At 62.2% G+C, this 10,730-nt stretch carries 14 protein-coding genes and 2 pseudogenes; 14 read left to right on the top strand and 2 right to left on the bottom strand.

The window, feature by feature from the left end:
- The 12 genes and pseudogenes from EN742_RS11505 to EN742_RS11450 form a co-directional block, all read left to right on the top strand.
- A partial coding sequence (locus EN742_RS11505) for a branched-chain amino acid ABC transporter permease (protein WP_148670079.1) occupies positions 1 to 747 on the top strand: 747 nt, incomplete at its 5' end.
- An 84-nt stretch (positions 748 to 831) separates the two neighbouring features.
- A complete protein-coding gene (locus tag EN742_RS11500) occupies positions 832 to 2,172 on the top strand; it encodes an ABC transporter substrate-binding protein (protein WP_126056345.1) in 1,341 nt (446 codons plus the stop codon).
- 71 nt (positions 2,173 to 2,243) lie between these two features.
- On the top strand, positions 2,244 to 3,035 hold the full coding sequence (locus EN742_RS11495; RefSeq protein WP_126056344.1) for an ABC transporter ATP-binding protein: 792 nt from the start codon (positions 2,244 to 2,246) through the stop codon (positions 3,033 to 3,035).
- Between the two features lie 23 nt (positions 3,036 to 3,058).
- The gene (locus EN742_RS11490) at positions 3,059 to 4,306 is read left to right on the top strand and encodes an SfnB family sulfur acquisition oxidoreductase (RefSeq protein ID WP_126056343.1); all 1,248 of its coding nucleotides are present in this window, start codon (positions 3,059 to 3,061) and stop codon (positions 4,304 to 4,306) included.
- Positions 4,307 to 4,412: 106 nt separating this feature from the next.
- Positions 4,413 to 4,973 carry an FMN reductase gene (gene msuE, locus EN742_RS11485; RefSeq protein WP_128332822.1) on the top strand — a complete coding sequence of 187 codons (561 nt, stop codon included), beginning with the start codon at positions 4,413 to 4,415 and terminating at the stop codon, positions 4,971 to 4,973.
- Positions 4,974 to 5,545: 572 nt separating this feature from the next.
- On the top strand, positions 5,546 to 5,851 hold the full coding sequence (locus EN742_RS11480; protein WP_126056341.1) for a DUF982 domain-containing protein: 306 nt from the start codon (positions 5,546 to 5,548) through the stop codon (positions 5,849 to 5,851).
- A gap of 18 nt (positions 5,852 to 5,869) precedes the next feature.
- Positions 5,870 to 6,157, top strand: a complete 288-nt coding sequence (locus tag EN742_RS11475) for a DUF982 domain-containing protein (protein WP_245455608.1) — start codon at positions 5,870 to 5,872, stop codon at positions 6,155 to 6,157.
- A 303-nt stretch (positions 6,158 to 6,460) separates the two neighbouring features.
- Positions 6,461 to 6,937, top strand: coding sequence for an Hsp20 family protein (locus EN742_RS11470; RefSeq protein WP_128332821.1), 477 nt, complete (start codon positions 6,461 to 6,463; stop codon positions 6,935 to 6,937).
- A 94-nt stretch (positions 6,938 to 7,031) separates the two neighbouring features.
- Complete coding sequence (locus EN742_RS11465; RefSeq protein ID WP_126056340.1) at positions 7,032 to 7,541, top strand: Hsp20/alpha crystallin family protein; 510 nt, start codon at positions 7,032 to 7,034, stop codon at positions 7,539 to 7,541.
- Positions 7,542 to 7,979: 438 nt separating this feature from the next.
- Positions 7,980 to 8,291: a DUF982 domain-containing protein gene (locus tag EN742_RS11460; protein ID WP_126056339.1), complete on the top strand. Its 312-nt coding sequence runs from the start codon at positions 7,980 to 7,982 to the stop codon at positions 8,289 to 8,291.
- A 335-nt stretch (positions 8,292 to 8,626) separates the two neighbouring features.
- The gene (locus tag EN742_RS11455) at positions 8,627 to 8,836 is read left to right on the top strand and encodes a hypothetical protein (protein WP_126056338.1); all 210 of its coding nucleotides are present in this window, start codon (positions 8,627 to 8,629) and stop codon (positions 8,834 to 8,836) included.
- A gap of 128 nt (positions 8,837 to 8,964) precedes the next feature.
- Positions 8,965 to 9,225, top strand: a pseudogene (locus tag EN742_RS11450) (DUF982 domain-containing protein); the annotation flags it as partial.
- Here the strand turns inward: EN742_RS11450 and EN742_RS11445 are convergent.
- Entirely contained in the window at positions 9,209 to 9,487 is a 279-nt protein-coding gene (locus EN742_RS11445; protein WP_126059229.1) for an usg protein, read from the bottom strand. The pseudogene EN742_RS11450 and the gene EN742_RS11445 overlap by 17 nt on opposite strands.
- A 23-nt stretch (positions 9,488 to 9,510) precedes the next feature.
- The gene (locus EN742_RS11440) at positions 9,511 to 9,852 is read right to left on the bottom strand and encodes a hypothetical protein (RefSeq protein ID WP_126056337.1); all 342 of its coding nucleotides are present in this window, start codon (positions 9,850 to 9,852) and stop codon (positions 9,511 to 9,513) included.
- Positions 9,853 to 10,187: 335 nt separating this feature from the next.
- Between EN742_RS11440 and EN742_RS11435 the strand changes: the two genes are divergently transcribed.
- Together EN742_RS11435 and groEL are read left to right on the top strand one after the other, a co-directional pair.
- Positions 10,188 to 10,502 carry a co-chaperone GroES gene (locus EN742_RS11435; protein WP_126056336.1) on the top strand — a complete coding sequence of 105 codons (315 nt, stop codon included), beginning with the start codon at positions 10,188 to 10,190 and terminating at the stop codon, positions 10,500 to 10,502.
- A 62-nt stretch (positions 10,503 to 10,564) separates the two neighbouring features.
- Positions 10,565 to 10,730, top strand: a pseudogene (gene groEL / locus EN742_RS11430) (chaperonin GroEL); the annotation flags it as partial.

Below are 10,730 nucleotides of genomic sequence, written 5' to 3'. Positions count from 1 at the left end.
ATCCTCTCCGGCCTCGTCGCCGCCGCCATCGGCATCGTCTTCGGCTTGCCAAGCCTGAGGCTCAGGGGCTTCTACCTGGCTGTCTCGACGCTCGCCGCGCAGTTCTTCGTGCAATGGGCGCTGACCAAGTTCAGCTGGTTCTCCAACGACTCGGCCTCGGGCGTCATCGACGCGCCCAGGCTTGTTATCGCCGGCTTCGAGTTCGAGGGTGCGGTCGGCCGTTATCTCTTCGCGCTCACCGTCGTCGTCATCCTGACCTTCCTCGCCTACCGGCTGGTCGAGTCGCAGACGGGGCGCAACTTCATCGCCATCCGCGACAACGAGACGGCGGCACGCATCATCGGCATACCGGTGCTGAAGACGAAGCTGCTCGCCTTCGCCATCTCGTCCTTCATTATCGGCGTCGCCGGCGTCATCTGGGCCTTCGCGTATCTCAGGACCGTCGAGCCGGCCGGCTTCAATCTCGACCGCTCGTTCCAGATCCTGTTCATCATCATCATCGGCGGCCTCGCTTCGATACGCGGCGCGTTCCTCGGAGCGGCGCTCATCGTGGTCTTTCCGCTGGCGCTGTCGCGCCTCGGCAATTTCCTGCTCGGCGACGTGTTCGATTCAGGCGTGCTCGACATGAGCCAGCGCATCGTGCTCGGCGCCCTGATCATCCTCTTTCTGATCCTGGAACCCGATGGGCTGGTCGCCCTGTGGGACAGGGTCCGAAGACGGCTCCTGCTCGCCTGGCAATCGAGCTAGCCGGCTCGGGGCAGCGGCCCCGACCAACCAGACATCGGAAAATGAACCAAGGCCGAACAAGGCCAAACCGGGAGTACCTCAACCATGACCTTCCTAACCACAGTAAAGGCAGTCGCGCTGTCGGCGGCACTGGCCGTGTCGGTGGCCTTGCCGGCCGCCCACGCCGACGAGCAGTATTTCCCGCTGCAGAGCTATCGCGTCGGACCCTATGCGGCCGGCGGCACCGGCTTCTTCGGCGGCTTCATCGACTATCTCAACCTCATCAACACCCGCGACGGTGGCGTCAACGGCGTCAAGCTGACGTGGGACGAGTGCGAGACCCAGTATGAGGTCGAGCGCGGCGTCGAGTGCTACGAGCGGCAGAAGAGCCACGCCGGCGCCGCCGCCTGGAACCCTCTCTCGGTCGGCATCGCCTACGCCATGATCGACCGCATCACTTCGGACAAGGTGCCGCTGATCACGGTCAACCACGGCCGCACCGACTCCACCGACGGGCGTGTGTTCCCTTACGTCTTCCCGCTGCTGCTCAATCCCTACAGCGAGACGTCCGGCATCGTGAACTACATCGCCTCCAAGGAAGGCGGCATCGACAAGCTGAAGGGCAAGAAGATCGTCGTGCTCTATCACGGCTCGCCCTATGGCAAGGAGACGATCCCGATTTATGAATTGCTGGCGCAGAAATACGGCTTCACCGTGCAGCAGATCGAGGTGCCGCATCCCGGCAACGAGCAGCAATCGCAATGGCTGACGATCCGCCGCGCCAAGCCGGACTTCGTCGTCCTGCGCGGCTGGGGCGTGATGAACCCGGTGGCGCTGAAGACGGCCGTGAAGGTCGGCTATCCCGTCGACCACATCATCGGCAACGTCTGGTCGAACTCGGAAGAAGACGTCATCCCCGCCGGCGACGCCGCCAAGGGCTACACCGCCATCACCACGCAGGCCTCGGGCAACAGCTATCCGGTGGTCAAGGAGATCGTGAAGACCGTCTACGACGCCGGCAAGGGCAACCTCGAGGACAAGTCGCGCATCGGCTCGGTCTATCACAACCTCGGCATCGTCAACGGCATCCTCAATGTCGAAGCCATCCGCATCGCGCAGGAGAAGTTCGGCCATCGCACGCTGACCGGCGACGAGGTCCGTTGGGGCTTCGAGCATCTCAAACTCGATCCGGCCAAGGTCGAGGCGCTCGGCGCCAAGGACCTGTTCCACTCCATCAATGTCAGCTGGGATAATCACGAAGGCGAAGGCTACGTGACCTTCCAGCAGTGGGACGGCAAGAAGTGGAACGTCGTCTCCGACTGGATCGCCCCCGACTGGGCGCTGCTGCGGCCGATCATCGAGAAGTCGGCCGAGGCTTACGCGGCGGAGAAGGGCATCAAGCTGCGCACAGCCGCCGATGCCGACGCGGTAGCCGCTACCAACTGATCCACTCGAGCGGGCGCCGGACCAGGTTCCGGCGCCCGGTCACCTCATTTGCAACAACCGGGAAAGACGCGATGCCAGGCAATGACGTCATCCTTGTCGTGGACACAATCCACGCCACCTACAACCACGCCATCACCGCGCTGCACGGCGTCAGCTTCGAGCTCAGGCGCGGCGAGATCCTGGCGCTGCTCGGTGCCAACGGCGCCGGCAAGAGCACGACGCTGAAGGCGGTCTCCAACCTCCTGCCCGCCGAGCGCGGCCAGATCAACGCCGGCGCGATCCGCTTCGAAGGAAGCGACGTCACCCGCCGCAAGCCTGGCGACCTCGTGCGCGCCGGGCTCGTCCAGGTGCTGGAGGGGCGCCACTGCTTCAAGAGCCTGACCGTCGAGGAGAATTTGGTCTCCGGCGGCATCGGCCGCAGCGGCCGGCGCGCCGAGATCAACCCGGACCTCGAACGGATCTACGGCTTCTTTCCGCGGCTGGCCGAGAAGCGCCGCACGCTTGCCGGGCTGACCTCGGGCGGCGAGCAGCAGATGACGGCCATCGGCCGGGCGCTGATGTCACGCCCCCGCCTGCTGGTCCTCGACGAGCCGTCCATGGGGCTCGCGCCGCTGGTCGTCCAGGACATCTTCCTGGCGCTGAGGAAGCTCAACCGGGAGGCCGGCCTGTCGATCCTGGTCGCCGAGCAGAACTCGGCCGTCGCACTCAGATATGCCGACCACGCCACCGTGCTCGAGAACGGGGTTTCCGTCCTGTCCGGACCGGCGGCGGAGCTGCGCCAGCGCGAGGACGTGCGCGCCTTCTATCTCGGCCAGCAGGCTTCGCCCGCCGCGCCCGCCGTCCATCTTCATGCCGTCGCCTGAACCGAAATCCGAAGGAGAATGAAATGACTGTGTCCAACGTGAAGACCGACAGGGCTGCTGCCGCCGTGCCACCCGTCGCGCGGCCAGCCGAGCCGGCGCACATCATCAAGGACGACGCCGAGGCTATCGCGGTCGCCCAGAGGCTCGCCGCCGAATTCGTCAAGGACTCCTCCCGGCGCGACCGCGACCGGGTCTGGCCCGTGGCCGAGCTCGATCAGTTCTCGCAGAGCGGCCTGTGGTCGATCAACGTGCCGAAGGCGTTCGGCGGCCCCGAAGTGTCCTACGCGACGCTAGCCAAGGTGATCGAGATCATCTCGGCGGCCGACTCCTCGATCGGACAGATCGCGCAGAACCATCTCGGCGTCGTCGCCGCCATCCGCACCGTCTCCGACAAGGACCAGCAGGCAGTGCTCTTTCCCGAAGTGCTGAAAGGCACGCGGTTCGGCAACGCCTTCTCGGAATTCGGCTCCAAGCGCGCCGCCGATTTCGAGACACGCTTCACCGACGCCGGCGACCACGTCGTCGTCAATGGCCAGAAGTTCTATTCGTCCGGGGCGCTTCTGGCGCATCTGGTGCCGATCGTGGCGCTCGACGATGAGGGCCGCGCCTGGTACGCGATCGCCGACCGCGGCGCGCCGGGCCTGACGGTGATCGACGACTGGTCGAGCTTCGGACAGCGCACGACGCTGTCGGGCACGGTCATCATCGACAACGTCAAGGTGCCGAAGACGCATCTCGTGCCCGGCTACAAGGGCTATGACAAGCCGACCGCCGACGGCGCCATCTTCCAGATCATCCAGGTCGCGGTCGACACCGGCATCGCGCAGGCGGCGATCGACGAGACGGTCCAGTTCGTCCGGACCAAGAGCCGTGCCTGGATCGACAGTGGCGTCGACAATGCCTGGGACGATCCCTACACCATCCAGGCCATCGGTGATCTGACGCTTCGCCTGCACGCCGCGCAGGCGCTGCTGGAAAAGGCCGGCCACGCCATCGACACAGCCGTCGCCGAGCCGACCGCCGAGACGGTGGCGCACGCCCAGGTCGTCACGGCGGAGGCGAAGATCCTGTCGACCGAGATCGCGATTGCGGCGACGAACAAGCTGTTCGAGCTTGCCGGAACGCGCTCGACGCTTGCCGAGCACAATCTCGACCGGCACTGGCGCAATGCCCGCACCCACACGCTGCATGATCCGGTGCGCTGGAAATATTCGATCCTCGGCAAGTATTTCCTCAACGGCGAGAAGCCGCCGCTGCACGCCTGGAGCTGATCGCGCCGTTCCGTCGAGCCCGTCGGCGTCGACCAAGTTTCCCCAAGCGGCGGCCCGGCCGAGCCGCCTACAGATCAATCCAGGAGCCACCCCGGAGTCCGCCCCTATGTCAAATCCAGCAATCGTCGGTTTTTCCGGCAATATCACCCGCCCGTCGAAGACGCGCGCCTTCGTCGACCTCATCGTGCAGGACATCGCACCCCGCCACCGCCTCTCTTCCAGAACCTATGACATCGATGATGTCGGTCCGTCGTTGGGCACCGCCAAATGGGCGCGTGACCTCGACGCGCGGGCGCAGGCGATACTTTCAGACGTCATTGCCGCGGACGTGCTCGTCGTAGGCTCGCCGACCTACAAGGGCAGCTATACCGGGCTGTTCAAGCATTTCTTCGACCTGATCGATCCGTCGGCGCTGAGAGGCAAGCCGGTGGTTCTCACCGCCACCGGAGGCGGCGAGCGCCATTCCTTGATCGTCGAGCATCAGCTCAGGCCGCTTTTCGGTTTCTTCGAGGCTTTCGCGCTGCCCACAGCCGTCTACGCGACCGATAAGGACTTCACAGATGGCGTGCTGCGCTCCGAACTGATCCTGAAACGGGCGGCGCAGGCTGTTGATGAAATCGCGGTTCTGCTCGTTAATAAGTCCGGAGTCAGAATAGCAGCCGAGTAGCCATGCGGCGGTGCTGCAGCGGCTAGTCGCGTAGTCTCGCTTTCCTAGCCGACGCTAGCGCACCTTTACAGTCTCGGACAAGCCGGGCGCATAGGGCGGATGCAAGGTCGCTTACTGGAAAAACGGACGTTCCGTTGCGGCCCCTCGCAGCCTTTAATAATGCTCGGCCGGAGCCGCTGAAGGGGGTGAGGGCTATCGACGTCAACCGCGTCGAAAACACGGGAACCTACCTATCCGTGTCCGATTTGTGTGCTTCGAAAATCGCATAAAGGGCAGTGTGAAACGCGGGCTGGAGGCCAGGCATTTGTTCTTGGCTCTTTCGTTAATGGAATGGACTACCTACCGGCAGATACGCTTGGCGAGTCGTCGGCGCTCATCGGCACGCTCGACGAAGACCCCCGTGAACTCGCTTGCGACATTATCGAGAGCTAGGTTCCCAGAAATTTTTGCGACTGTGATCATCCGGTCTTGACGCTGGAAATCGACCTTCACATATTTTTCGCAGGTCGCCGCCGTTCGTTGGGGCGACCATCGTCAACAACCCGAAATCGTTCAAAGAATTGGAGGTTTCTATGAGCGAGAGAACATTCGAAAGCCCTTTGTTCGTGAGAGCCGCGGAAGGTCTCATTCAGGAAATAGCCTGCCTTGAGGAAGCCTTCGATTTCCTCGATGAATGGCCTTCGCACCGGCGCGGAGTGATCTATGAGACCGCGAAGCGGGCATGCTGCCGCGCCTTCGACGGCAGCGTGCCTTTGCAAGTCGCCCGCGACGCGTTCGCCGGCTTTGCCCGGTCGGTGAAAATCCTCGAGGATGGCGTCACGGCGATGCCCTGGATGGCCGGCGCGAAGATGGGCCAGACCGGCGGCATTGCCGCCTGACTGTTTCGGAGGGAGGAAATGATGCTTTCCCAGCCTTTCGAAAAGCCCGTTCGCGTCTGGGTCGGGCTTGGTTTTCCGCGGCAGTTGAACTCCGTTGTCGATGCCTACCAGTTCGTCACGGATTGGTGTGGCAACAGTCCGGAGCAAAAGGCGGCGATCCGCGCCTGCAAAGCCGCGCTGGCCGGTGACATCGACGCAGAGACCGCGCGCGGCATTCTTGTGCGGTTCGCTAGGAAGAAGGACATCCTGGTGGAAGATGGAACGATGATGCCAGTCAAAACCACGGGGAGACCGTTGCACGTCTGATAAGCAATCGACCTCGGGGCGACGGCCATTCGGCCGCCGCCCCGCATCGCCAGCCGCAATGCGCCGCAATCCCGTGGCGCGGCATAGTCTTGAAGATCGATACCTCTCCGCCTTGGCATTCCAGCCAGGACCTTCCCGACCGGACTGAGCTGGCAAACTGCCTTTTCAGGCCTTGAATGGCGAAATCGCCTAACTAAATCGTAAAATGCCGGAGGCCCATTTAGGGGACCGGCCTGTCGGACGGATGCAAGAAAGCGTCCGACAGCAAGCTTGTACCCATGTTGCTCAAAGGAGGATGTGGCTATGAGAAACACTTTCGACTTCACCCCCCTGTTCCGGTCGGGCATCGGCTTCGACCGAATGTTGAACGCGCTCGAATCCGCGAGCCGTGTGGAGACAGTCGACAACTGGCCTCCCTACGATATCGCCAAAAAAGGGGAGGACGACTACCGCATCACCATGGCGGTGGCCGGCTTCTCGCAGGATGAGCTGGACATCACCCAGGAGCACAACATGCTCATGGTGTCCGGCCAGAAGCCCGCGGAAGACAATGCCGAATACCTGCACCACGGCATTGCCGAAAGGGCCTTCCGTAGACGGTTCGAACTGGCTGACCATGTCAAGGTCGTGAACGCCAGCCTCGTGAACGGTCTGCTGACGATCGATCTCAAGCGCGAGATTCCTGAAGAGATGAAGCCGCGCCGCATCGAAATCGGGAGCGTCAAGGCAAAGCCGAAAGCCGAGGCGAGGCAGATCGAGGCCGACACCCGGGCTGCCTGACGCTGTCCGGTGACCGACTGGACAAGGCGCCGGACGATAGGCCCGGCGCGCCGGAAAGTATTGTAATCCATGACCGAACAGAAGGAGACGACATATGAGTGTCCGTGATCTTATTCCGTGGAGCCGTGGCAATGGCGACCAGCTTCCGAGCGTCTTTCGAGACAATGATCGCGATCCGTTCCTGTCCTTGCATCGCGAGGTGAATCGATTGTTCGACGACGTGTTCCGTGGCTTTGATTCCAGCCTGCCGGCCTTGGGCAGGGCTTCTTCCTTCGGCGGCGGCTGGCCGAGCGTCGAGATTTCCGACGGCGAGAAGGCGGTTAAGGTGACCGCCGAAGTACCCGGTCTGGAGGAAAAGGACATCGAGGTCCTGCTCGACGATGGCGTGCTGACGCTGAAGGGCGAGAAGCGCTCGGAGATGGAAGATAAGGACAGGCAGTTCTCGGAGCGCTACTACGGCCGCTTCGAGCGCCGTATCCGCCTCGGTTACGAGGTCGAGGAGGACAAGATAGACGCCCGCTTCAAGAACGGTGTACTGACGGTCACGCTGCCGAAGACCGCGAAAGCGCAGTCCCAGGCGAAGCGCATCGAAATCAAGCACTGAGGCAGTTGTGGTGGCGGCGGCTTGAGCCGCCGCCGTCCTTCGCCAATCGGGGAGGGATACAATGATGCAGAACGCCACTCAGATCGCATCGGAACTGTGGCGCGGCAAGGGCATGGTCATTGTCTTCGTGACAGGAAGCCCAGACCAGATTCCTCCGCCTCGGTTCAGGGCGGCAAGCCGCGAGCCAAAGGAAAATGAATTGGGCGCGGCTAGCCGGCACTGCGGATTTCTTCGGACGGAGGGTCATTTGAATCGGAAGCCAGTCAAACCGCCGCGGAAGGGTGGAAACCCGGTGTGCCACTCTCTTGAACTCACAAGAGGCACTTCCAATATTTTTTCTGTGACCCCATCGCGTCACAGCGAAATTGTGCGTGTCCTTGCACGGCTATTCCCGCTGAGTGGGTCTCGTATGCGCTCCACGGCCAGAAGGAGGTTGCTATGGAAAGTGGAACGTTCAAGCAGCCGATTTTTGTGAGGGACGACGGCTTCGTTCTCCGAAGGATCGACTGTGTTATGGATGCCATAGAGTTCCTTGAGGAATGGGCGGTCGAAAGACGTGGCCTTCTTCACGCCGCGGCATCTGAAACGTGCTGTTCCGCTTACGACGGCGGGAAGTCTGTCGAGGCGGCACACAAAACCTTTACGACTTGGGCTCGCAGGGTCGGGGTTATCGAGGATGTCCCCGTGGCACCGTCATGGATGACAGGACCGAAGATTGGCGCGGACCACTCTTTGGAAACTGATGCCTGAAATTCGAAGCAACGGTCTCCGTACCGCCGCAGCATCCGGTCGATCGCGAAAAGGATCAGTACAGCGGAGAGCGACATGGTCTCTGATCTCTCTGATCATCTGAAACCACGACGAAGCGCCAGTCCTTGGAGCGCTGGCTGGGGATGCGAGTTGGCAAGGAAGAAATTGCCCCCGCCAGATAGGCTTCCTGCCGATGCGGATCGGGACCGGGCGACCAGCCCATGGATGCGATGTCCTGTAGCAGCTAGCCATACGCCCTTGACCCAGATGGGGTCGTCATTGAGAAGCCCGTGGTGGCGTCCGTTTCCGGGCATGGACGGAGGAAACGATGAGTAATGACACGTAAGGACGTTGTCTCGGTCCTTGGGCCGATCGACGAAACGCTCATCGCCGATATCCTGTCCACCGGCGCCTCGTTCGAGGAACTGCGTGAGGCCTGGGGCTGGCTCAACGGCGACGAGGCGCTGATGGGCGAAGGACGGCCGCTGCCGGGCACGCGCGTTGCCGAACTGATCGACCTCCTTGATGCCGACGAGGACGATTGAGCGCTCCGATGCGGCAAGAGCTCCACGTCTTGGCGTTACGAGCAGGGCGATTGCTTGCTGGCAAAAGACATCAAAAACGGAGGAAGTGATGAACGACGTTCGTTTTCCCCCCCGCCTCGCGCAAGGTCGCCAGCAGCTTCGAGGCACTGGAATGCCTGGACCAGCAGTGGCCCCATTGGGCGCGCGGAGGGAGTTGGCGTGCTGCCGCGCGCGCCTGCCGTGACGCGCTGGACGGATGGCGCAGCGCACGCGATGCGCACAAGGCCTTCCTCAGGGCGGCAAGGCGGGCTGGGTTGGTTCTGCCGGCAGCGCGCGCTCCTCGCAAGTCAAGCCAACCACGGATGATCGGCGCCCTGCGGCCCGAGATGAGCTTCATTGGATGGCAATGACCCCGTCGACGGCGCGCCATTCCGACGGCTTGATCAGCCGGTGGTGGGCGACGCGCACGGAGTGCAGCGCGCCGTCCAGCTCGCTTTCCCAATAGTCGAGAAAGCCTTTCAGCTCCGGGAAGTTCGGCGCAAGATCGTATTCCTGCCAGACATAGAGCTGGAGCAGGCTCGGGTGGTCAGGAAAATGGTAGTGGATTTCGGCCGTGGTCAGGCCGTAGCCTTCCATCTGCAGGCGGAATTCCCTGCTGACCGCAGTGACCATATGCGTCTCCTTGACTTGCGACATCAGGCGTCCAGGCGGTCAGACATGTGCCTGTGGCCACTCTCAGCCGGGATCGGGCGGTTTGCGTTGTCCAACCGGCATAGGGCATCCATGATCTGATCGAAGGAGATCGTCTGCTCGGCTCCCGGCGGTCGGCGCAGCGTCGGAACGGATTCCACCGCGCAGGCATCCGAGGCCCAGGACGAGAGGATCGCCCGCTTCTCCTGAATGTCGAGCGTATCCTCCTTAAGGACGTCGTCTGGATGGGTGAAATGGCGCGCCGGCGACAACAAACGGTCGAGCGCGAGGTCGGATGTTTCGGGAACAAGAGAAAGGTTGATCGGCTTGGGATTGTGTCGGTCCATCGTGGTCCTCCGTCTTTCCAAAAGCTCCTTTGTCAGACTCCGGTTTGACGCCATCGCCGGCGGCGAAGGCTTGGATTATCTTGTTCCTTCGTCGGGAAAATTCAAGCGGGAATGCGCGGCTGTAATCCAAATTAGCCACATGTTTTCATGGCACTAGCACTCGATTGGTGCGAGTGCCAAAAAATTCTGCCGAACCTCTTGAAACCGAAAAGTCGCAGAACTAGCTCGATATGCGCGCGATGCCCGCGAGGGGTCGCCGCACCCCGCACCGATCCGATATTGCCGGTCCGGTGTGGAAGAACCTCAAAAATCTGTTTGTCCAGAAGGAGAACGATATGGCGTTCCGTCCATTGCATGACCGTATCCTGGTCCGCCGCGTCGAGGCCGATGAAAAAACGGCCGGTGGCATCATCATCCCCGACACCGCCAAGGAGAAGCCGCAGGAGGGCGAGGTCATCGCCATCGGACCTGGTTCGCGAGATGAGAGCGGCAAGCTCACGCCTCTCGACGTCAAGGCGGGCGATCGCATTCTGTTCGGCAAGTGGTCCGGCACTGAAATCAAGCTCAACGGCGAGGACCTGCTCATCATGAAGGAAAGCGACGTGATGGGCGTGATCGAGAATGCTGCGGCGGTCAAGAAGGCCGCCTGACCGGGGCTTCGATAGAACCCTCAATCAAGTCAATGAAAACTGCCCAGACAAGGAGTGATCCAATGGCTGCCAAGGAAGTCAAATTTCATTCCGATGCCCGCGAGCGCTTGCTGCGCGGCGTCAACATCCTCGCGGACGCGGTGAAGGTGACCCTCGGCCCCAAGGGCCGCAACGTCGTCATCGACAAGTCGTTCGGCGCCCCGCGCATCACTAAGGACGGCGTCACCG

The organism is Mesorhizobium sp. M4A.F.Ca.ET.020.02.1.1 (assembly GCF_004022645.1).
In the GTDB taxonomy this organism is placed as follows: Bacteria; Pseudomonadota; Alphaproteobacteria; order Rhizobiales; family Rhizobiaceae; genus Mesorhizobium.
The sequence above is the reverse complement of the archived record's forward strand: the minus strand, read 5'-3'. Positions and strand labels throughout refer to the sequence as shown.